Origin of the sequence: Streptomyces himalayensis subsp. himalayensis (assembly GCF_013778455.1) — a bacterium.
Lineage (GTDB): Bacteria > Actinomycetota > Actinomycetes > Streptomycetales > Streptomycetaceae > Streptomyces > Streptomyces himalayensis.
In genome coordinates this window covers 258664-280237 of the sequence record NZ_JACEHE010000008.1, presented here as the reverse complement: position 1 = coordinate 280237, position 21574 = coordinate 258664, and the positions used below count along the sequence as shown (strand labels likewise).

The 21574-nt window shown below is 70.1% G+C and carries 23 protein-coding genes and 1 pseudogene; 21 read left to right on the top strand and 3 right to left on the bottom strand.

Annotation, left to right across the window (positions count from 1 at the left end; all coding sequences use genetic code 11):
* Nucleotides 1-13: 13 nt before the first annotated feature.
* The 6 genes and pseudogenes from H1D24_RS16265 to H1D24_RS16240 all read left to right on the top strand — a co-directional run bounded on the left by H1D24_RS16265 (nucleotide 14) and on the right by H1D24_RS16240 (nucleotide 6077).
* Complete coding sequence (locus H1D24_RS16265) at nucleotides 14-1807, top strand: bifunctional metallophosphatase/5'-nucleotidase (RefSeq protein WP_181658262.1); 1794 nt, start codon at nucleotides 14-16, stop codon at nucleotides 1805-1807.
* Nucleotides 1808-1897: 90 nt separating this feature from the next.
* Nucleotides 1898-2374, top strand: a pseudogene (locus H1D24_RS42400) (hypothetical protein); the annotation flags it as partial.
* Entirely contained in the window at nucleotides 2334-3455 is a 1122-nt protein-coding gene (locus H1D24_RS16255) for a S1C family serine protease (RefSeq protein WP_181658260.1), read from the top strand. The pseudogene H1D24_RS42400 and the gene H1D24_RS16255, both read left to right, overlap by 41 nt.
* 30 nt (nucleotides 3456-3485) lie before the next feature.
* On the top strand, nucleotides 3486-3695 hold the full coding sequence (locus H1D24_RS16250) for a hypothetical protein (protein WP_181658259.1): 210 nt from the start codon (nucleotides 3486-3488) through the stop codon (nucleotides 3693-3695).
* Between the two features lie 178 nt (nucleotides 3696-3873).
* Nucleotides 3874-4599: a response regulator transcription factor gene (locus H1D24_RS16245; RefSeq protein ID WP_181658258.1), complete on the top strand. Its 726-nt coding sequence runs from the start codon at nucleotides 3874-3876 to the stop codon at nucleotides 4597-4599.
* On the top strand, nucleotides 4596-6077 hold the full coding sequence (locus H1D24_RS16240) for a sensor histidine kinase (RefSeq protein ID WP_181658257.1): 1482 nt from the start codon (nucleotides 4596-4598) through the stop codon (nucleotides 6075-6077). Before H1D24_RS16245 ends, H1D24_RS16240 begins: the two co-directional genes overlap by 4 nt.
* Before the next feature lie 104 nt (nucleotides 6078-6181).
* On the opposite strand, the gene H1D24_RS16235 is transcribed toward H1D24_RS16240, so the two are convergent.
* The gene (locus tag H1D24_RS16235) at nucleotides 6182-7204 is read right to left on the bottom strand and encodes a LacI family DNA-binding transcriptional regulator (RefSeq protein WP_181658256.1); all 1023 of its coding nucleotides are present in this window, start codon (nucleotides 7202-7204) and stop codon (nucleotides 6182-6184) included.
* Nucleotides 7205-7227: 23 nt separating this feature from the next.
* Nucleotides 7228-8028, bottom strand: coding sequence for a winged helix-turn-helix transcriptional regulator (locus tag H1D24_RS16230; RefSeq protein ID WP_181658255.1), 801 nt, complete (start codon nucleotides 8026-8028; stop codon nucleotides 7228-7230).
* A 268-nt stretch (nucleotides 8029-8296) separates the two neighbouring features.
* Here H1D24_RS16230 and H1D24_RS16225 point away from each other — a divergent pair, with 268 nt between their 5' ends.
* The 8 genes from H1D24_RS16225 (at nucleotide 8297) to H1D24_RS16195 (ending at nucleotide 13772) form a co-directional block, all read left to right on the top strand.
* On the top strand, nucleotides 8297-9223 hold the full coding sequence (locus tag H1D24_RS16225) for an alpha/beta hydrolase (protein WP_181658254.1): 927 nt from the start codon (nucleotides 8297-8299) through the stop codon (nucleotides 9221-9223).
* Between the two features lie 175 nt (nucleotides 9224-9398).
* A complete protein-coding gene (locus tag H1D24_RS16220) occupies nucleotides 9399-9653 on the top strand; it encodes a MoaD/ThiS family protein (protein WP_181658253.1) in 255 nt (84 codons plus the stop codon).
* Nucleotides 9589-10716: a hypothetical protein gene (locus H1D24_RS16215; protein ID WP_258564099.1), complete on the top strand. Its 1128-nt coding sequence runs from the start codon at nucleotides 9589-9591 to the stop codon at nucleotides 10714-10716. Before H1D24_RS16220 ends, H1D24_RS16215 begins: the two co-directional genes overlap by 65 nt.
* A gap of 187 nt (nucleotides 10717-10903) precedes the next feature.
* Nucleotides 10904-11665, top strand: coding sequence for an LmeA family phospholipid-binding protein (locus H1D24_RS16210; RefSeq protein ID WP_181658251.1), 762 nt, complete (start codon nucleotides 10904-10906; stop codon nucleotides 11663-11665).
* Nucleotides 11666-11930: 265 nt separating this feature from the next.
* Nucleotides 11931-12011 carry an Ms5788A family Cys-rich leader peptide gene (locus H1D24_RS44045; protein WP_374064246.1) on the top strand — a complete coding sequence of 27 codons (81 nt, stop codon included), beginning with the start codon at nucleotides 11931-11933 and terminating at the stop codon, nucleotides 12009-12011.
* 151 nt (nucleotides 12012-12162) lie between these two features.
* Nucleotides 12163-13002 (top strand): sulfurtransferase, encoded by an 840-nt coding sequence (locus H1D24_RS16205; RefSeq protein ID WP_181658250.1) that lies wholly within the window; start codon nucleotides 12163-12165, stop codon nucleotides 13000-13002.
* A 58-nt stretch (nucleotides 13003-13060) separates the two neighbouring features.
* Nucleotides 13061-13348, top strand: a complete 288-nt coding sequence (locus H1D24_RS16200; RefSeq protein ID WP_181658249.1) for a DUF1416 domain-containing protein — start codon at nucleotides 13061-13063, stop codon at nucleotides 13346-13348.
* 163 nt (nucleotides 13349-13511) lie between these two features.
* Entirely contained in the window at nucleotides 13512-13772 is a 261-nt protein-coding gene (locus tag H1D24_RS16195; RefSeq protein ID WP_181658248.1) for a DUF3099 domain-containing protein, read from the top strand.
* A gap of 66 nt (nucleotides 13773-13838) precedes the next feature.
* On the opposite strand, the gene H1D24_RS16190 is transcribed toward H1D24_RS16195, so the two are convergent.
* Nucleotides 13839-14201, bottom strand: a complete 363-nt coding sequence (locus H1D24_RS16190) for a DsrE family protein (RefSeq protein WP_181658247.1) — start codon at nucleotides 14199-14201, stop codon at nucleotides 13839-13841.
* A gap of 190 nt (nucleotides 14202-14391) precedes the next feature.
* Here H1D24_RS16190 and H1D24_RS16185 point away from each other — a divergent pair, with 190 nt between their 5' ends.
* The 7 genes from H1D24_RS16185 (at nucleotide 14392) to H1D24_RS16155 (ending at nucleotide 21571) form a co-directional block, all read left to right on the top strand.
* Complete coding sequence (locus H1D24_RS16185) at nucleotides 14392-15300, top strand: hypothetical protein (protein WP_309484335.1); 909 nt, start codon at nucleotides 14392-14394, stop codon at nucleotides 15298-15300.
* 284 nt (nucleotides 15301-15584) lie between these two features.
* On the top strand, nucleotides 15585-16298 hold the full coding sequence (locus H1D24_RS16180; protein ID WP_181658246.1) for a hypothetical protein: 714 nt from the start codon (nucleotides 15585-15587) through the stop codon (nucleotides 16296-16298).
* Nucleotides 16295-17341, top strand: a complete 1047-nt coding sequence (locus H1D24_RS16175) for a hypothetical protein (RefSeq protein ID WP_181658245.1) — start codon at nucleotides 16295-16297, stop codon at nucleotides 17339-17341. Before H1D24_RS16180 ends, H1D24_RS16175 begins: the two co-directional genes overlap by 4 nt.
* A gap of 319 nt (nucleotides 17342-17660) precedes the next feature.
* The gene (locus H1D24_RS16170; RefSeq protein WP_181658244.1) at nucleotides 17661-18236 is read left to right on the top strand and encodes a heme-binding beta-barrel domain-containing protein; all 576 of its coding nucleotides are present in this window, start codon (nucleotides 17661-17663) and stop codon (nucleotides 18234-18236) included.
* 355 nt (nucleotides 18237-18591) lie between these two features.
* Nucleotides 18592-19260, top strand: coding sequence for a hypothetical protein (locus tag H1D24_RS16165; RefSeq protein WP_181658243.1), 669 nt, complete (start codon nucleotides 18592-18594; stop codon nucleotides 19258-19260).
* A gap of 17 nt (nucleotides 19261-19277) precedes the next feature.
* The gene (locus H1D24_RS16160) at nucleotides 19278-20906 is read left to right on the top strand and encodes an N-6 DNA methylase (RefSeq protein ID WP_181658242.1); all 1629 of its coding nucleotides are present in this window, start codon (nucleotides 19278-19280) and stop codon (nucleotides 20904-20906) included.
* Complete coding sequence (locus H1D24_RS16155; protein WP_181658241.1) at nucleotides 20903-21571, top strand: restriction endonuclease subunit S; 669 nt, start codon at nucleotides 20903-20905, stop codon at nucleotides 21569-21571. The genes H1D24_RS16160 and H1D24_RS16155 overlap by 4 nt, the downstream gene beginning before the upstream one ends.
* The last annotated feature ends 3 nt before the right edge of the window (nucleotides 21572-21574 follow it).

The window sequence follows — 21574 nt, the reverse complement described above, 5'->3', positions numbered from 1 at the left end:
AACAAGGGGACACATGTCCGCTAGACCCCAGAAGAAGAGGGCCACCCGCCGGGTACTGATCGGCGCGGCGGTGCTGTCGACCACCGGGGCGCTGATCGCCGCGATTCCCGCGACGGCGGGGGAGACCCAGAGCGCCGCCCCGGTTCCCGGCCGCTACCAGGACGTGCAACTGCTGTCCTTCAACGACCTGCACGGCAACCTCGAGCCCCCGGCCGGCTCCTCCGGCCGCGTCACGCACGTGCGCGAGGACGGCACCACCGAGACCATCAACGCGGGCGGCGTCGAGTATCTGGCCACCCACCTGCGCGAGGCCCGCAAGGGCAGCACGTACTCGATCACGGCCGCCGCCGGTGACATGGTCGGCGCCTCTCCGCTGATCTCCGGACTGTTCCACGACGAGCCGACCATCGAGGCGCTCAACGGCCTCGACCTCGACGTCACCTCGGTCGGCAACCACGAGTTCGACGAGGGCGCCAAGGAGCTGGCCCGCCTGCAGAACGGCGGCTGCCACCCGGAGGACGGCTGCTACGACGACAGCGAGGAGTTCGGCGGCGCCAACTTCCCCTTTCTCGCTGCGAACGTGACGGACGAGAAGACCGGGAAGCCGATCCTCAAGCCCTACTGGGTCTGGAAGAAGAACGGCGTCAAGGTCGGTTTCATCGGTGTGACCCTGGAGGGCACCCCGGACATCGTCTCCGCCGAGGGCGTCAAGGGCCTGAAGTTCGGTGACGAGGTCGAGACGATCAACAAGTACGCCAAGGTGCTGCAGAAGCAGGGCGTGAAGTCGATCGTCGCGCTGATCCACGAGGGCGGCGCGCCCGCCTCGGCGGCGTACAACTACGACTGCGACAGCCCGGGACCGGGCGACGGCATCTCCGGCCCGATCGTCGACATCGCCAAGAAGATCACGCCGCAGGTGGACGCGCTGGTCACCGGCCACACCCACCAGGCGTACGCGTGCACCATCGACGACCCGGCGGGCAACCCCCGCACGGTGACCTCGGCCGCGTCCTTCGGCCGGCTCTACACGGACACCACGCTGACGTACGACCGCTGGACCGGCGACATCGCGCGTACGGCCGTGAAGTCCGCGAACCACGTCGTGACCCGTGACGTCGCCAAGGCCGCGGACATGACGGACCTGATCAACCGCTGGAAGACGCTCTCCGCGCCCATCGCGAGCCGGCCCATCGGCTATATCGCGGGCGAGATCACCAACAGCGGCACCGAGTCCCCGCTCGGAGACCTGATCGCCGACGCCCAGCTCGCCCACGCCAAGTCGCTCGATGCCGAGGCCGACTTGGCGCTGATGAACCCCGGCGGCATCCGCGCCCCGCTCACGTACGCGGCGAGCGGCAGCGAGGGCGACGGCGTGGTGACGTACGGCGAGGCGTACACGGTCCAGCCGTTCTCCAACACGGTCAACCTGGTGGACCTCACCGGCGCCCAGCTGATCACCGCACTTCAGCAGCAGGTCAGCGGCAGCAACGAGGCCGCGCCGAAGATCCTCCAGGTCTCCTCGGGCCTCACCTACACACTCGATCTGACCAAGACGGGCGCTGCCCGGGTCGTGACCGACTCGGTGAAGCTGAACGGCGCGGCGATCGACCCGGCCGCCACCTACCGCGTCGCGATGAACTCCTTCCTCGCGGGCGGCGGCGACGGCTTCGCCGAGCTCGGCAAGGGCACGAACGTGCTCGTCGGCGGCGACGACCTGGCGGCCTTCGAGTCGTATCTGACGGCGAACTCCTCGGCCGGTACGCCGTATCCGGTGCCGGCGGCGGACCGGATCACGGTCGTCAAGTGAGCCGCTGAGGCCTGAGTTGACGTAGTGATGACCGCGGCGGGGCGGTCGGCGTGGACCCGGTGGGTCCCGTCGGCCGCCCCGCCGCGGTCATCCATGCTGCGCGGCGCCCCCGTCCTCGTACTCGTACTCGACGAGCCCACGGCCGGTCTCGACGCGCTCGCCGCCCGCCGCGTGGTGCAGCCGCTGCGCCGGCTGATGGCGGGCCGTACGACCATCATGATGACCCACGATCTGGCGCCGGCACCGGACGCGGACCGCATCCTCGTCGTCGACGGCGGGAGGCACGTGGAGTGCGGCACGCAGGGGGAGCTGCTTGCACGGGGCTGGGCGTATGCCCGGCTGCGCAGCGCGAAGAAGCAAGCGCCAAAGCGAGCGCCAAAGCGAGCGCCAAAGCGAGCGCGAAAGCAAGCGCGTAGAAGCAGCGAGTTCTCGGCGCCACTCGCCCTTATATCGGGCATACGCACTTCTGTCGGGCTTTTCAGGGAGCACTCAGGGAGCTCTCATGGAGCGCGGAAACACTCTGAGCATGACCGAGAGCATCCGCCGCGACGGCGAGTCCCAGGGTGACAGTCAGCAGTCCGCATACCAGGCCGCCCCCGCGGGGGCCGAGTGGCCGCCCCCGCCGGCGTACGACCCGGCGCAGCCGGTCGCCGTCGCGCCGGGCACCACGGTGTGGCCGGGCTCCGGACAGGACGGCCATGGCGGTCATGACGGCAACGGTACCGGCGGCGGTTACGCCTACGCCGCCCCTGCAGAGCCCGCCCCCGCACCCCGGCGCCGCGCCAAGGGCCCGACGGCCCTGCTCGCCGCCGTCGCGATAGCGGCCGCGGCCGTGGGCGGCGCCACCGCGTACGCCTTCCAGGAGCTGACCGGCAAGGACGTCACGACCGCCAGTTCCGGTACGAGCGTGGTGCCCGCCAGCAAGAAGGGCACCGTAGCCGGTGTCGCCGAGGCGGTCAGCCCGAGCATCGTCGAGATCAGCGCCACCTCGAACGCCGGGCAGTCCACCGGCTCCGGCGTGGTCATCACGAGCGACGGCGAGATCATCACCAACAACCACGTCGTCTCCGGCGCCTCGTCGATCAAGGTCACGACCAGCAACGGCAAGACGTACACCGCGAACGTCCTCGGCACCGACAGTTCGAAGGACCTCGCCCTCATCAAGCTCGAGGACGCCTCCGGCCTGAAGACCGCGTCGCTCGGCGACTCCACCGACGTCAAGGTCGGCGACGAGGTCGTCGCGATCGGCTCCCCCGAGGGCCTGACGGGCACCGTGACCAGCGGCATCATCTCGGCGCTCGACCGGGACGTCACCGTCTCCACGGACGAGAGCCAGGGCCAGCAGCAACTGCCCGGCGGTGGCGGTGGCTGGCCCTTCGAGTTCGGCGGCCAGGAGTTCAACGGCGACACCGGCTCTTCCACGACCACCTACAAGGCCCTGCAGACCGACGCCTCGCTCAACCCCGGCAACTCGGGCGGCGCGCTGATCGACATGAACGGCAACATCATCGGCATCAACTCCGCCATGTACTCGCCGACCTCGTCGAGCAGCTCGTCCAGCGCGGGCAGCGTGGGCCTGGGCTTCGCCATCCCGATCAACACCGTCAAGTCCGACCTGGAGAAGCTGCGCTCCGGCTCCGAGAGCTGAGCGTGCACCACCACCGGTAAGGAGCACGACATGATCAAGCAGGCCAACGAGATGACCGTCCCCGCCCCCGGGGTCCCCCTGGCCCTGGCCGTGGCGTCCGAATTCGACGCTCCGCAGACGCCGGCGCCGGCGGTGGCGGTAGCGGTCCCGCAGCCCCACCTGATGGGCCTCCGCATCAGCTCCGCGCGCCCCCACCGCCGCAAGGTGCCGCTGAAGCGGCTCACCGCGGCGATGTGCTGACCCACAGGCTGGGCACACCACACGACGGCGGGTGCGCGTGACCATGACCTAGCTCCTCGTACGGCGCGGGCGCAGCCAAGATGGCGGCCCGCGCCCCGGCATGGGCGTACACGCCCGGACGCCGTGCGACGCTGTTATCTGTCCCCAAGACGAACCGGACCCCGAGGAAGAAACCCGCATGAGCCCCGCCGAAGGCGAACCGCAGCGCATTCTGATCGTCGACGACGAGCCCGCCGTGCGGGAGGCCCTCCAGCGGAGCCTCGTCTTCGAGGGATACGACACCGAGGTCGCCGTCGACGGCGCGGACGCCCTGGAGAAGGCCACCGCATACGGGCCCGACCTCGTCGTCCTCGACATCCAGATGCCGCGCATGGACGGGCTCACCGCGGCCCGCCGGATCCGCGGCGCGGGCTCGACGACGCCCATCCTGATGCTGACCGCCCGCGACACGGTCGGCGACCGCGTCACCGGGCTTGACGCGGGCGCCGACGACTACCTGGTCAAGCCGTTCGAACTGGACGAGCTGTTCGCCCGTATCCGGGCCCTGCTGCGCCGCAGCTCGTACGCGGCCACGGCGGTCGGAGCCCAGGAGGACGACGCGCTCACCTTCGCCGACCTACGGATGGACCTCGCCACGCGCGAGGTGACCCGCGGCGGGCGGCCCGTCGAGCTGACCCGCACCGAGTTCACGCTCCTCGAGATGTTCCTCGCGCACCCGCGCCAGGTCCTCACCCGCGAGCAGATCCTCAAGGCGGTCTGGGGCTTCGACTTCGAGCCCTCCTCGAACTCGCTCGACGTCTACGTCATGTACCTCCGCCGCAAGACCGAGGCCGGCGGCGAGCCGCGCCTCGTGCACACGGTGCGGGGTGTCGGGTACGTCCTGCGGTCGGGCGGCGCCGAGTGAACCGAGTGATCAAGCGGTACCGTTCCCTGCCACTGCGCTCGCGGCTGGCGCTGCTGGTCGCCGCTGCGGTCGCCTTCGCGGTGGCCGCAGTATCGATGACCTGCTGGTTCATCGTGCACGGGAAGCTGTACGGCGCGGTCGACGACGATCTGCGGGCGGCGAACTCCCCGGTCGGGGCCACCACCATCACCCGCGTCCTGGCCGACTGCGCCCAGGACACGTCCGATCAGAGCGATCTCGGCCCTCAGCCCAGCACCTACTACATGCAGGTGGTCAAGTCCGACGGCACCCTGTGCGTCTTCTCGTTCTCCGCCGGCACGGTGAAGGTCATCGACGCCGACAAGGACGTGGCGAAGGGCACGACTCGTGGCATGGGTGTGCGCCGCAACGGTGTCGACAGCGACGGCGCCCCCGTGCGAGTGCTGACCATGCCCTTGATCGCCGAAACCCGCACCGGCCAGGGGCTCGTCGAGGACCACGCCCTCCTGGTCGCCTTCCCCCTCAAGGATACCGAGAAGACCCTCAACGACCTCGCCCTCATCCTCCTCCTGGTCTCCGGCATCGGCGTCCTCGGTGCCGGCGCCGCGGGACTGGCGGTGGCACGGGCCGGCCTCCGACCGGTCGACGAACTCACCAGCGCCGTCGAACACGTGGCCCGTACCGAGGATCTCTCGATCCGCATCCCGGTCGAGGGCGACGACGGGGACGAGATCGCGCGCCTGTCCCGCTCCTTCAACTCGATGACGTCCGCGCTGGCGTCCTCACGGGACCTGCAGCAACAGCTGATCGCGGACGCGGGTCACGAGCTCCGTACCCCCCTGACCTCTCTCCGCACCAACATCGAGCTGCTCGTCCGTAGCGAGGAGACCGGACGGGCCATCCCTCCGGAGCACCGCAAGGCGCTGCTCGCGTCCGTGAAGGCGCAGATGGCGGAGCTGGCCGCGCTGATCGGCGACCTGCAGGAGCTGTCACGTTCGGACGCGGGCCAGCAGGGGGACAAGGCCGAGGTCGTCGCACTGCACGACATCGCCGAGGAGGCCCTGCGCCGCGCTCGCCTGCGCGGCCCGGAGCTGACGATCACGGCGGAACTCAAGCCGTGGTACGTACGCTCCGAGCCGGCGGCCCTGGAGCGGGCCATCGTGAACATCCTCGACAACGCGGTGAAATTCAGCCCGAACGGCGCCACCATCGACGTCGTACTCGACGCCGGCGCACTGACGGTGCGCGACCACGGCCCCGGCATCCCCGCCGACGAGCTGCCGCACGTCTTCGACCGCTTCTGGCGCTCCCCGTCCGCCCGTGCCCTGCCAGGCTCCGGCCTCGGCCTGTCGATCGTGGCCCGTACGGTGCAGCAGTCCGGCGGCGAGGTGACACTCAGTCCCGCCGAGGGCGGCGGAACGGTGGCGAGGCTACGGCTACCTGGGGCCCCGACCCCACCCCCGCCGGCCCCGGCCGAGGCCCTGCCGACGGGCCGGTGATTCGGCGGCGCACCGCAGCCGTCGACGACCAGAACGGCCAGGCAACCCACCGATCAGGCGCCCCACCGATCAGGCACCCCCACCGATCAGGCGCCTCCCACCGATCAGGCGCACCCACAAGAGCGCCGTACCACCAACCGCGAAGGGAACAGCTTCAGCCGCTCCCGCCGTGACCCGGCCACGCGGAGGCTGTCGTCCAGGACGAGGTCGACCGCGGCCCGGGCCATCGCCGGCCGGTCCGACGCGACCGTGGTGAGCGGCGGATCCGTCAGTCCCGCTTCCTTGACGTCGTCGAAGCCGGCCACGGCCAGCTCCTGTGGGACATCGATCCGCAGCTCCCGCGCCGCGCGCAGCACGCCGATCGCCTGGTCGTCCGTGGAGCAGAAGATGGCAGGTGGCCGGTCGGGGCCGGCCAGCAGGTTCAGCGCTATCCGATAGGCGTCATAGCGGTTGTACGGCGCTTCGAACAGGCGCCCCTCCGTCGACCGGCCTGCCTCCTGCATCGCACGCCGCCACCCCTCGACGTGGTCGGAGACCGGGTCGCCGACCGCAGGCGTCTCCGCCGTACCGCCCAGACATGCGACGTACTCGTAGCCGTGCTCCAGCAGGTGGCGCGTGGCCAGCTGCGCGCCGCCCACGTCGTCCGTGACGACCGCGACGTCGTCGATCGCCTCGGGCCGCTCATGCAGCAGTACGACCCGGGCGTCCCATGCCTCGATCTCCGCGGCCGCGAGGTCGTTCAGCGCGTGGCTGACCAGGATCAGCCCGGAGACCCGCATGCCGAGGAAGGCACGCAGATAGTGGACCTCGCGCTCCGGTACGTAGTCGGAGTTGCCGACGAGAACCATCTTTCCGCGCTCTGCCGCGGCCTGTTCGACCGCGTGCGCCATCTCCCCGAAGAAGGGCTGGCGCGCGTCCGGCACGATCATGCCTATGAGGTCGGTGCGCCGCGAGGCCATGGCCTGGGCTACCCGGTCGGGGCGGTAGCCCAGCTCCTTGATCGCGGCGAGAACGCGCTCGCGCGTGGCCGGGGCGACCGGCCGGGGTCCGTTGTTGATGACATAGCTCACGACGGCCGTCGACGTACCCGCCAGCCGTGCCACATCATCCCTGGTTACCTTGGCCACGCGCGGAGTCTACGCGGATGGACCTACCTCTGGGCAGGGCGTACGGCTGCTTCCTCCGGATCGGCTTCCAGAACGGGCGCCGGGTCGGCCGCCTCGTCCTCCGCCGGGGGCGTCGCAGCCCGTGCCGCGGCACCGTCGGCGCTGCGCTCGACCTTCTCCGGAGTGACGAACCGGTAACCGACGTTCCGGACGGTTCCGATCAGCGACTCGTGCTCCGGGCCGAGCTTGGCCCGCAGCCGCCGCACGTGCACGTCCACCGTGCGCGTACCGCCGAAGTAGTCGTAGCCCCAGACCTCCTGCAGGAGCTGCGCGCGCGTGAAGACGCGGCCCGGGTGCTGGGCCAGGTACTTCAGCAGCTCGAACTCCTTGAAGGTCAGGTCCAGGACCCGGCCCTTCAGCTTCGCGCTGTACGTCGCCTCGTCCACGGAGAGGTCGCCGTTGCGGATCTCCATCGGGCTGTCGTCCGCGGTGATCTGCTGGCGGCCCATGGCGAGCCGCAGCCGCGCCTCGACCTCGGCCGGACCCGCGGTGTCGAGCAGCACGTCGTCGATGCCCCAGTCGGCGGTGACCGCCGCGAGGCCGCCTTCCGTCACGACGAGGATCAGCGGACAGCCGGGCCCGGTGGAGCGCAGCAGCTGGCACAGGCTCCGGACCTGTGGCAGGTCGCGGCGGCCGTCGATGAGGATCACGTCGGCACCGGGGGTGTCGACGAGAGCGGGTCCTTCCGCCGGGGCCACCCGCACGTTGTGCAGAAGCAGGCCGAGGGCGGGGAGCACCTCCGTCGACGGCTGGAGGGCGTTCGTCAGGAGCAGAAGAGAACTCATCGCGCCCCACCTGCCTGGGTCGTCATTACGTCGTGCACGGTCAGCTCGCCCATTACGTCGGTTCCCTCCTCGGTCCCTGCGAGGACGTATTACGCGCGGCACTGCTTCGTACTGTGCGGGTCCCCGCGTCCCTGGGAAACCGCTGCTCCTTCATGTCGCCACGGAGTCGTGGCCAGGTCGTATACGGCTTCGTATACAACGTGTCTGAAAGCGCAAAAGGACCCGGGGGCGTCGCTGCCCGGATCCTCTGTCCAGCAGAATAGCCCACATGCGTTCCGTTACGGCAGGTCAAGTCACACGATCTTCTGTGCACCCGCTCACGGGAGGGACGCAGCGAAGACTGCTCCATACGGAGGACGGGGTGGTCATCGACGCTCTTTACGAGCCGGGGTCCGGCTCGTTCCAGGAACCCGCGATCGTGATCGCGCACGGTTTCACCGGTGATCTGGAGCGGCCCCATGTGCGCCGGGTGGCGGGCGTCCTCGGCCGGCACGCGCCCGTCGTCACGTTCTCCTTCCGCGGCCACGGGGCGTCCGGCGGACGCTCCACGGTCGGCGACCGCGAGGTGCTCGACCTGGCGGCCGCGGTGCGGTGGGCCCGCGGGCTGGGGCACACGCGCGTCGCGACGGTGGGCTTCTCCATGGGCGGCTCGGTGGTGCTGCGGCATGCGGCGCTGTACGGCGACGGGGCGGGTGCCGGTGCGGGTGGCGACGGTCGTACGGATGCTGACGCTCGTACGGACGCCGTGGTCGCCGTGAGCGCTCCGGCCCGCTGGTACTACCGGGGCACCGCCCCCATGCGGAGGCTGCACTGGCTGGTCACCCGGCCCATGGGGCGTGCCGTCGGCCGGTTGGGTCTGCGTACGCGCATCCATCACCGGGACTGGAATCCGATCCCGCTCTCTCCGGTCGAGGCGGTCCCGCTGATCGCTCCCGCGCCGCTGCTGATCGTCCACGGTGACCGCGACGGGTACTTCCCGCTGGACCATCCGCGTTCCCTCGCGGAGGCGGCCGGCGGTGCGGCGGAGCTGTGGGTGGAGCCGGGCATGGGCCATGCGGAGCACGCCGCGGACGAAGCGCTGCTGGCGCGGATCGGGGAGTGGGCGACGGCCGCGCTGGGGTGCGAAGAGGGTGACGCCTCCCTCCCCGCGACTGCCGAGGGTGACGCCTCCGTCCCCGCGACTGCCGAGGCGTGACGGCTCCGTCCCTTGTGACCGACCTGTGGATCCGATGACCTTCCCGGCGGCCCGCCCTTGCGTACGATGCCGTTCCGGGACGCGCCATCATGGACGCAGACGATCGCCGAGACCGCCGGGACCGCCGGGATCGACGAGCGTGACGAGCCGACGAGACCGACGAGAGGAGCCGCACATGGCAGCGGGGACCATCCGTTACTGGGCCGCCGCCAAGTCCGCGGCCGGTACCGCCGAGGAGCCGTACGAGGCCGAGACCCTCGCCGAGGCGCTCGACGCCGCACGGCTGCGGCACCCCGGCGAGCTCGTCCGCGTGCTGCAGCGGTGCTCGTTCCTCGTCGACGGCGACCCCGTGGGGACCCGCGGGCATGAGACGGTACGGCTGGCCGAGGGCGGCACGGTCGAGGTGCTCCCGCCGTTCGCAGGAGGGTGACACCCGCAGTATGAGCAACCAGCCGTACGAGACGTACGAGACGTACGAGCCGTATCTGCCGCCGCAGGCGTACGGGGCGGCTTCGCAGCCGTTGCCGCCGGAGGTGCCGGCGGCTTCGGTGCCGTATGGCGCCCGCTCTGCGGGGGCGCCGTCTCACGCCGGGGCGCCCGAAGAGGGGGGCTTTGCCCACCCGTTCCGGCCCTGGGGGCACCTCCCAGGCCCTCAAGGCACTGGGGGAGGAACGACTGCCCAAAGCGGGCAGGACGACCCCGCCCCCACACTCACCGCCGCCCAGCGCGCCCGTGCCGAAGGGCGTTCGCCCGTCATCGAGCCCGGGCTGCAGCCCGCCGCGCTCACCGCGGTGCTCGGGCTGCTGCTCTCCGGGGCGGCGGCCGTCGGGCAGTACGCGCTGCTCGTACCGCTCGTCGTGCTGCAGGCCGTGACCGCCGCCGGGTGGTTCCGGCTGAACGGCATGTGGCCCGCCCGGCAGGGCATCGCGCTCGCCTTCGCGGGCGCCCTCGTCGCCGACACGGCCCTGCTGGTCGCCGGGCGTGGCAACGCACCGGCCGCGATCCTGGGCACGCTCGGCGTGTGGGTGCTGCTCGCCCTCGTCCTGCAGCTGCGCAGTCATGCCTCGCCGGACGAGCGGATGTACGGGCTGATGGCGACCGTCGCCTCGGCGGCGCTCGCGATCATCGCGGCCGGACATCTCGCTGCCGACCCGGACGCCGTCACGGTGGGCGGCGTCGCGGTGGCCGTCGCCGTGCTCGTGAGCGCTCTCGTGCGGGCGCTCTCGCTGCCCGCCGTGGTCTCCGTCGTACTGGCATTGCCGGCCGCCGCCGGGGCCGGATTCGCCGTGGGCGAGATCGCGCCGCTGTCCGGCGGTACCAGCGGGCTGCAGTGGGCGCTGCTGGGGCTCGGTGCGGGGGTGTGTGCGCTGGTCGGGCACCGGGTGGCGAGCTACGACTACCCGTCGCGGTTCGTGCACATGACCGCCGGGGTCGCCCTTCCGCTGGCTGCGGCCGCTCCAGCCGTGTATCTGCTGGGCCGGGGACTTCTCTGATCCCTGCCGGGCTCCTCCCCGGGACTCTGCGCTGCGTCGTCACAGATGATCGACAACTCCCTGTGAGCCCCCGGACCGGGGGCTCATCCGCGTTAGGCTCGGCGGGACCGGGCACTCCCCGGTGGTGGGACACGGCCGATGACCGGGCTGTGGTCTGCTGTCGCCGAGGCAGAGGGAACACCGAGCCATGCGCGCACTGCGAGTACTTGTCATCCTCGCCGTCATCCTCGGCGGTCTGTTCGTGATCGCCGACCGGGTCGCGGTCGGCTTCGCCGAGGACGAGGCGGCGAACCGGCTGCGCACCAGCGAGGGCCTGGACAGCACCCCCGACGTGTCGATCAACGGCTTCCCCTTCCTCACTCAGCTCACGAGCGGCGAATTCGACGACGTGGAGATCGGGATCAAGGACTTCGAGGCCTCCACCGGCAGCGGCGGGAACGGCGGCGACAGCGGCGCGGACAGCATCCGTATCGCCGAGCTGAACGCCCGTCTGCGCGGTGTCGTCTTCTCCGGCGACTACAGTTCCGCGACCGCCGACTCGGCCTCCGGCACCGCCCTCATCTCCTACGACGAGCTGCTCAAGGCCGCTCAGGTCGAGCCCGTCCAGGTGATCCCGGGCCTCACCGCCAAGGTGACCGGCCTCTCCGACGGCGGCAACGGCAAGATCAAGGTCGGCATCGAGCTCACGGGCAGTCTGCTCGGCAACGACGTCTCGGAACGCCTGTCGGTGCTCAGCTCGGTCAAGGTCGACGGCGACACCGTGAGCGTGGACGCCGACGTGCTGCCGGATCTGCCGTTCTCCGTCGCCGAGGAGAGCGTCCGGCAGATCGCCGACTTCACGCAGACGATCGACGGGCTGCCCGCCGGGATCAAGCTGGACAAGGTGCAGGCGGCCGAGGGCGGCGTGGAGATCTCCGTCACGGGTTCGGACGTGAAGCTCGCCGGGTAGCGAGTAGGCCGGGCGGCGTGTGAGCCGTCGGTGGAGGACGGCGAGCCGGTCGTGTCGTCGGCGGACGGGCGTCCCGTACGACACGTCGCTTGTCCGAAGAGCGAGATGGAGCCGTCCGAACAGCAGATGCGGTGCCCCGGGCGCGGGTGCCGCCGCCGCACCGCAGTGCATGCCGCGCGTCCATGTTTCCAGCATGCGGACGATCGCGTCTCAATATCCGACACACCGGTGACATGTCCGCCCGACCCTCCCTACGATCGGACCCATGAAGCAACAGGCGGATCTTACGAAGCGGCGGGCAGTAGACCTGTGCCGCGTCGCCGCCATGCTCTGTCGCAGCTTCTGAGCGGGAGCTTTCGACTCCCGTATCCCGAGGCCCCTTGAAGCCTTCGCGTATCCGCGCCGCCGCTGTGCGCTGCCCGTTCGTGGGCCCGCCGGCCGCGCCTTACGCCCACCCGACGCACATCCCGCCGCAACTGCCCCGGAGGAGAAGAAGCATGAGCCGCAGCGACGTCCTGGTCGACGCCGACTGGGTCCAGGAGCACCTGGACGACCCGAAGGTCGTCATCGTCGAGGTCGACGAGGACACGTCCGCGTACGAGAAGAACCACATCAAGAACGCCATCCGGATCGACTGGAAGAAGGACCTGCAGGACCCGGTCCGCCGTGACTTCGTCGACCAGGCCGGCTTCGAGAAGCTGCTCTCCGAGCGCGGTATCGCCAACGACGACACCGTGATCCTCTACGGCGGCAACAACAACTGGTTCGCCTCCTACGCCTACTGGTACTTCAAGCTGTACGGCCACGAGAGCGTCAAGCTCCTCGACGGCGGCCGCAAGAAGTGGGAGCTCGACTCCCGCGACCTGGTGGCCGAGGTCCCCACCCGCGCCAAGACCGAGTACAAGGCCAAGGCCCAGGACACCTCGATCCGCGCCTTCCGTGACGACGCCGTCGCCGCGATCGGCAACCAGAACCTGGTCGACGTGCGGTCGCCCGACGAGTTCAGCGGCAAGCTGCTCGCCCCGGCGCACCTGCCGCAGGAGCAGTCGCAGCGTCCGGGCCACATCCCGTCCGCCCGCAACATCCCGTGGTCCAAGAACGCCAACGACGACGGCACCTTCAAGTCGGACGACGAGCTCAAGGAGCTCTACGCCGAGGAGAACGTCGACCTGGCCAAGGACACCATCGCCTACTGCCGTATCGGTGAGCGCTCCGCGCTGACCTGGTTCGTGCTGCACGAGCTGCTCGGCGTCCAGAACGTCAAGAACTACGACGGCTCCTGGACCGAGTACGGCTCCCTCGTCGGCGTCCCGATCGAGCTCGGCGCCGCCAAGTAAGCCACCGGTAACCCCAGTCCCGGCCGCCCGGCCTACTTTCACTTCCAAGGAGAAACACATGTGTGGAGCGCAGGTCGGCGGCCCCGACGCCTCGACGATCAAGCCCGGTGAGACCACCATCCAGGGCCAGGTGACCCGTAACGGCGAGCCCGTCACCGGTTACGTGCGCCTGCTGGACTCGACCGGCGAGTTCACCGCCGAGGTCCCGACCTCGGCGACCGGCCAGTTCCGGTTCTACGCGGCCGAGGGCACGTGGACCGTGCGCGCCCTGGTTCCGGGCGGGACCGCGGACCGTACGGTCGTCGCCCAGACGGGCGGCCTCGCCGAGGTCGCGATCGCCGTCTGAGCACTCGGCGTACATCGCTGAACGGCTGAAGGGCCGCACCCCAGGGGTTGGACGCCATGGACGGGGTGCGGTCCTTCGGCATGTTCGCGGTCCTTCGGCATGTTCGGGGGCCGGGCGGGGCGTGGCGGGGTCAGGGGACCCGTCCCCGCACTACGCTGGACATATGTACGCCCGGAGGCGCCATCTCTACTTCGCCATGATGGGCACGTGCCTGGCCCTGTTCGTCCTGGCCTGGGGAGTCGTACGCCTCTGGTCGACTCCCGTGGCGGTGGGGATGTGCATCGTGGCGATGGTCATCCCGCCGGTCGCCGCGATGGTCGCCAACCGGCGCGGCCCGGACGACCGCTGGTGGGACGATCCGTCCGGGGACCCCACGTCGGACGAGTGGTGGGACGAACTCGACGGCAAGAAGCGGCGCCGTTAGGGGGACGTGCCGTCGGCGCGACTTCGGGAGCCGCCGGCCGGACTCCTAGTACACGAGTGCGGACTCCTAGTACACGAGTGCCTGGGCGCCGTCCGCCATCGCCTCGCCCACGAAGACCTGCGCGCCCGCGATCCGCACGCCCTCGATCACGTCCTTCTCCGTGATGTCGCGGCGGGCCGCGCACTGGGTGCAGAGCGTGACCTGGCCGGCGGTCAGGACCGACTCGAGCAGATCGGGCAGCGGCGCCGCGTGCGGCAGCTCGAACTCCGCGGCCCGCCCGGGCAGCGCGAACCACGCCGACTCGCCGGTCAGCCACAGTGAGACCTCAACCCCGCTGGCGACAGCCACCGCCGCCACCGTGAAGGCCTGCGAGCACCGCTCGGGGGCATCTGCCCCGGCGGTCACCTTGATCACGAGCTTCTTCGCCATGGTCGAACTGTAGGCCGATCTGTAATCCGATGGCGCGCAACCCTCGGCGTTCCTTATGAGTCTGCTGTGCCGTCAGATACGGAATTCTTGCTTCATCAGTCCCCGGGGGGACCTCTTGGAAGAAGATTCACGCAACGCTGTGGCGCCTGGGGCTGGTGTGCCGTGGCCACCCGGGATACCGGTACCGCCGGTGACATCGCCGGAGTCTTCGGCGGCCGGCCCGGCGGCGACCGACCAGGCGGCGGCCGGCCCGGCGCAGTGGGTGCAGGGACAGGGGCACTGGCAGACGGGGGCGGAGACAGCGCCCCTGGCAGATGTGCGGGATGGGGAGAGCGCGGCGGACGCCCGCCCGCCGCGCCGGCATGGCCGAACCGCTCTGCTCATCGCCACCGCCGCCGTTCTCGGCCTCGTCGCCGGTATCGCTGTCGGCTACGGCGTACAGGCCGAGCGACCGCCCACGCCGCTGCCCGCACTGGCGCAGCCGGGACTCGCGTACCCGGGCAAGGCCTTGCCCGAGGGCAAGGAACCGGACCCGCTCTCCGACAAGGAGGACCGCAGCCGCAGGACCGCGGGTGACCTGCGCAAGCTGCTGATCCCCAGGCCCAAGGGCGCCCGGGAGGTGGATGTGCCCACGTTCGACGGCGGCAGCCTTCCGGTCGACGGCTGGATGACTGCGGCCGACTACGCGACGGAGTACGTCGACGAGGGCTCCATGTTCGAGTACTTCGCGGAGGAGGACATCCGCCGGGTCGCGGGGGCCGACTGGGAACGGGGACAGTACGGCCAGATCGCCGTGCGGCTGGTCCAGTTCCGCTCCGGGGCCGGTATGGGCGCCGTCGACTTCGCGGAATCGCAGCTCGATTACATGCCCGAATCGGACGAGGGCGCGGGCTATGCGGGCGATCCCATCAAGGGCAGCGGCAACGGCCGCTACTTCGTCTACCCCGTACAGAACAAGCCTGGCTATCTGCCGCTCTATGAAGCCCGTGCCCTCGGCTACCGGGGCGACGTCATGTTCGACATCCACATTTTCGATACCAGGCCGATCAGCAAGAGGGACATCCGGACGCTGGCCGAGCGACAGCTGGAGCGCTTGTGAACGACGAGGCCCCCACGACTCCGTGGCCCACCGGCGAGGCCCCACACCGGCCCTGGCCCGTGCCCGCGGCCATGCCTGAGCCCACGGCCATGCCTGGGCCCACGCCCGCGGCCGGACCTGCGCCCGCGGCCGGACCTTCCGCTGCATTCGGACCTGCCCCTGCATTCGGACCTGCCCCTGCCTTCGGACCTGTGCCCGCGGGCGGACCTGCCGCCGCACCCGGATCCGTACCCGCCCCCGCGCCCCCGCCCGGGACGTCGCGTGCACGCCGTCTCGTCGGCACGGTGCTGCCTGCCGTCCTCGTCCTGGGCGCCCTGGTCGGCGGTCTCGGCTACACCAAGGTCACCGTGGACGACGCCGACCGCACCGTGCCCACCGTCCTCTGGGCGGACGACAACGACGCCAAGCCCGGCAAGGACCCGGCGGGCGACGTGGGCCGTGGCCGGGCCGACACCGAGCTCAACCGGCTGCTGCTGCCCGTGTCGGAGCACTACCGCCTCGGGCCGGACATCGGCGAGTACGGCAATGACGCCGAGCTGAGCGGCAAAGAGGCCGTCGCCGTCATGAAGGCGGCCGGCCGCGGCCTGACGGGCAAGCAGCGCCGCGAGCGCGACAAGTACGTCGAGAAGCTGCGGCTGAAGGGCATCGCGATGCGCTCGTACACCTACGGCACGCACGTCCGTGTCGCCGAGATGTCGATCGCGCAGATGGAGAACAAGAAGGCTGTGCGTGACATGTACACCTTTCAGACCCGGCTGTTCGACGCGGTCGGTGTCTTCCGCAAGGGCCCGTCGGTCAAGGGCTTCAAGAACGCCGCGTGCTACCTGATGCCCGCCGACTCGGAGACGGACCTCGACGCCATGCACTGCATCGCCTACGAAGGCGAGCTGCTCGTGACCATGGAGGTCTACGGTTCCGAGCCGTTCTCCAAGTCCGAAGCCGTCGACCTGCTGCGCAAGCAACTGGACCACATCGAGTCCCCGGGGGAGTACGTATGAGCGAGCCGACCACGGACCCGCAGCGCGCCCCGGAGGTCCCGGGGGCCGACGGAGTCCAGGCGTACCCGGCGTACCCCGGGTACCAGGGGTACCCGGCGGCCCCGACCTACCCCGAGGCCCCGGCGGCCCCTGCGGCTCCGGCGTACTCAGGCGCGCCGGCGCACCCCGCAGGGGCCTACGCGGCCGCGACAGCGGCAGCCGCCACCGTCGCCCCGCCTCCCATGCCCCCGCTGCCGCCGGAGGCCTCCGCGCCGGAGCAGTCCGCGTCGGTGCAGTCCTCGCCGCCGAAGGACCGCCACGTCCTGCGCGCCGTTGCCCGCTGGACCGCCGCCGTACTGGTGTTCGGTGCCGTCGGCACCGGAACGGCGTTCGGGATCACCTCCCTCGAACGCACCGATGTGCCCGGACTCGAGACCCGGCACGACGGCCGCTGGGACTATCCGGAGCTGTCGCTCCCGGCACTGCCCTCCGGCTCGCCCCGTCCCTTCAGCGACGGCAACGAAGCCGAGGTCCACCACGCGGACGTGCGCGAGCTGCTGCTTCCCGCGCCCGCCGGGGCCACGCCCGACAAGCGCCTGGACGGCGGCTGGACGACCGTCGAGAGTTACGTCTCGGAGTATGAGAAGGACCGGCGGAAGGACCTCGAGCAGGCGCTGACCGACTCCGCGCTGCGGCACATCGTCGCGCGCGGCTGGACCATGCCCGACGGCACCGTCTCCCGGGTCTATCTCCTGCGCTTCACATCGGTCGCGTACGCGGACGCCTTCCTCGACTACGAACTGGATGTCGGGGCGGTCCCCGGGCAGTCCCTCGCCGGGTCCCCGGAGAGCAAGCTCGACCAGGAGTGGGACAGCTCGGACTCGCCTCCGAGCACCCAGTACTACGTCTACGCCGAGCCCAAGCCGTACGGCGCGAAGCAGGTCCGGCAGGCGTACATCGCCGCGGGCGACACCATCGCCCTCGTCCTCCACGAGAAGAAGGGCGGGGCGCCCGCGATCCCGTTCCACCAGTCGGTGATCCTTCAGAGCCAGCTGCTCGCCTGAGCGTCGCCAACCGCGTCGCCAACCGCGTCGCGAACCGCGTCGCGAACCGCGTCGCGGACCTCATGGAGTGGCCCGGGCCCCGGCCGACTAAGCTGGGGCCCGGCCCCTGTTCCGCCCACTCCCGGCTCTGCCCGAGCCCCGAGCGGGGGACCCCGTCACCGCTCACCCGAGGAGCACCCCCGTGCTTGAGGTTTTCTTCGAAGCCCTGCTGGTTCTGGTCTGCGTCGGCGTTCTCGCGTTCGCCGGGCTGACCGTGATGAAGCTGTACCAGGGTCAGCGCTGAGCCCCGTAATCGACTCCGGAAACGTCTGAGCAGCTCATGATCGAAATCCCGTCCGACCTCCACAAGGACCTCGTCCCCCTCGCCTTCCTCCTCGGCAACTGGGCAGGAGCGGGCGTCACCGACTTCCCTGGTGGCGAGAAGGCCAACTTCGGCCAGGAAGTCACGTTCACGCACGACGGGCGGGACTTCATCGCGTACCACTCGCACACCTGGGTCCTGGACACCGACGGCAACAAGGTCAAGCCGCTGGAGTCCGAGCACGGCTTCTGGCGTATCGACAAGGACCGCAAGGTCGAGGTCGTGATGGTCCGCGACGACGGTGTCGTCGAGGTCTGGTACGGCGAGCTGGCGGACAAGAAGCCGCAGATCGACCTCGCCACGGACGCCGTCGCGCGCACCGCCGCCTCAGGCCCCTACAGCGGCGGCAAGCGGCTGTACGGGTATGTGAAGGGCGACCTGATGTGGGTCGGCGAGAAGCAGACCCCCGAGGTGCCGCTGCGGCCGTACATGTCGGCGCAGCTGAAGAAGGTCGTCACCCCCGAGGACGTCGAGCGCTGGGCCAAGGCCCTCCCGGACGACATGCCCGACGACGGGATCGCCTTCTTCAAGTAGACGGGCTCGTTTCCCGTCGTGCGAGGGCCTCGCAGGTATATCTGCGAGGCCTGTTTCGCACCCTCGCAGGGGTTAACAGATATGAGTGCACTGCAATGCGCTTGTGGTCGCCGTGCTGCTGGGCTAACGTGACCGTGTCTTCGGATGTCTTCGGAACCCGTCCGTACGAGTTTCGGGCCGAACGCACGGACCCCCGGCCGCAACTGGAATGCGGCCGGGGGTCCGGTAGGCCGTGCTCTGGGTGGCATGCAATGCAGAGGCGAGCCCAGAACGTTCGCTCTCGACTGTAGCACAGTGGGTCATTTCCGTAATGGGGTCGTGCCGGGCGCAGGCATGCCCGCAAAGGGGGAACACGATGGTCAGCAGGCTGCCCGCGTGGATGCTGATGGCCTTCTCGCAGCCTCGGCTGAAGCGCTATATTCGCGCGGCTCGGGGCGATGCTCAGGCCGCTATGCGTCTGTACTGGTGGAACATCGAGGCGTCGGCCGCACTGTACGGCCCGTTGCACTGCCTTGAAGTCGCCCTGCGCAACAGCCTTCATCACCGACTCGGGCTCGCCTACGGCAGACCGGACTGGTGGGCCGTGGCGCCGCTGAATCTGCGCGGGCAGCGTCTCGTCGCTGAAGCAAGCGCCAAGTGCAGGCGTCGGGGCAACCGGGCTGCCACGGCGGACGACGTGGTCGCGGAGCTTTCCTTCGGCTTCTGGGTGTCCTTGCTCAGCAAGGCGTCCGGCTATGACCGCCACTTTTGGGTGCCTGCTCTGCACAAGGCGTTCCCGCACTACTCCGGCCGTCGTGACGGCCTGTACGACAGCCTCTCGTCGCTGGTCCTGCTGCGGAATCGCATCATGCACCATGAGCCGGTCCACCATCGGGACCTTGCCGCCGACCATGCCAAGATCTACCGGATGCTCGGGTACCTCAGTCCCGACCTGGCCAAGGAAGCACAGGCCATGGACCGCTTTCCCGCTGTGCTCGAGGGCAAGGGAGATGCTCTTCGTGGGGACTGGCGCCACCGGTTCTGATCCAGGAGGCAGGAGACATGGCGGACAACTTCGAGAAAGTGTTCGTCTCCCGGTCCGACATCGCTCGGTTGGCGGGAGTGCGGCGCCCCGCCGTCACGAACTGGCAGCGGCGGCATCCGGACTTTCCCGTTTCGGTCACCCGTGACACGCAGAGCGCGGAGCCCGAGATGTTCCGTGCCGACGAGGTGCTGGAGTGGCTGTCCCGGCGAAGCATCCCAGCCAACGCTCTGCAGCCGGGTGAACCGTCAGGCACCACCTACGGGGACCGCTTCCGCTCCGCCCTGACGGGCGAACGCCCGGGCAAGCTGCTCACGGCGGTCGAGCAACTGGCCCGGCGGGAGGCGGATCGGTTCCGCGGACGGCTGCGCCTGCCCGACTACCTCACCCTGCTGCTGTTCCTGGTCTTTGTCCGGGCTACGGACCCCGAGCGCTGGTCCTCTTATCTGGACCTCCCGGAATCCGTCCTGGCGGATTTCGTGAGGGAGGAGCACCTCGGTCACCAGGACGTTCGGGAGGAGTTCACACGGGCAGAGATGGCCGATGTCCTCCAGGTCCTCGATCGCAACACGCCGGCATCGCCCCACGAAAGCCAGAAGGCCTTCGACCGCCTTCTCACCCTCTTGCGGGATACCGAGGCGAGAGCGGGCGCCGAATTCCTCACACCCTCTTCGGTGAGCCGCGTGATGGCGGGCTCCCTGGCCTCCCATGGCTCCCCGGCGAGGACGCTGCACGACCCCTTCTGCCGCACCGGAGAGCTGCTGTCCGCGTACCTGGACACGGTCGCCGGACTTGGCGGTCCGGTGCCGGAACAGGTGAGCGGTCGGGGGCCGCAGGAGGGGGAACTACGGCTGGCGTGGATGAACGTACGGCTCCACGGTGCCGTAGTGGCAGAGCTCACGGCAGGACCTCGGGCGCCCGTGGAGGGCCCGGCCGACCCGCCGCGGACGTTCGACGCGGTGATCACCAATCCTCCGTTCGGGGGACGTCTTCCCAAGGGCCTGCCACCGCAGGAGTACTGGTGGTACGCCCCGTCGCGCACCATCGAGTTCGACTGGCTTCAGTACGCGGTCTCGCGCCTCGCCCCTGGAGGCCGGGCCGCGGTGCTCATGCCCGCTGGGGCCGCGTTCCGTACCGGTGCCGACCAGGAGATCAGAGCCCGCATGGTCGAGGACGGTGTCGTGGAGTGTGTGATGGCCCTGCCGCCGCAGCTTTTCGAGCTGACCGCAGTCCAAACGCACGTCTGGTTGCTGCGGTCCCCCCGCGGCCGAGGGGAGAGTGTGCTCTTCGTGCGGGGAGAGCACCTCGGGCACATGGCATCACGGACGCGCAGGGTTCTGTCAGACGGCGACGTCGACACACTGGTCCGGGAGTACAGGGCCTGGCGCGAGGCCATGGACCGCGGGCGGGATCACGCCGGTGCACCAGGTCTGAGCAGGGTCGTGGAGCCGGAGGAGATCGCGGCTCACGACCATAGGCTGGACCCGGCGCAGTACGTGCGGGACGACCGGTCCACAGTCGGCGTCACCGACCCGGCGGCCGTGAAAGACCGGCTGGCACAGCTGTCCGAGGAGATCGGAAGACTGCACGCACGGGCGCGGGCGGCCGATCTCGCTGTCGAAGACCGACTCAGGAGGTTCGGCCTGTGACGAGCGAGAGCGTGCACACAGGCAGGGCGGGCCTGGGGGACGACCTCCGGCTGCCCGACGGCTGGCAGCGTTGCCTCCTCAAGGATCTGTGCTCGTCCATCCAGGCAGGGCCGGGCATCACCGCGGAGGACCGTACCGAGGCGGACGACGGCGTGCCGCTCGCGCTTCCGAGGGACCTGGTCCACCAGCGGATCGTCTCCGTTGAATCCGTGGGCGTGGTGTGGGACAAAGCGCGCACTCTGGACCGGTACCGACTGACCGAGGGGGACATCCTCGTCACTCGGACAGGCACCGTCGGCCGGTGCGCCCTGGTGACCCAGGAGCAGAGTGGGTGGCTGTACCACGCCAACCTAGTCAGGCTGCGGCTGAAGGAAGCGGACCTGTCGCGAGCGGCGTACGTGACCGGCTATCTGAGTGCGGCGACCGCCCAGAACTGGATCCAGGAGCGCGCTGCCGGCTCGGTGATCCCTTCGGTGAGTACGCGAGCGCTGGGCGAACTGCCCTTGCTCCTGCCGCCGGTCGAGGAACAGGAGGCCATCGGTGCGACTCTCGCCGCGCTTGACGACAAGATCCGCGCGCACGCTGAGATTGCCCAAGTGACGGGCGAATTCCGCCGCGCGCTCGCCGACGGTCTGACGACCGGCATGCTGTCGGCCGGGGCGTGACGC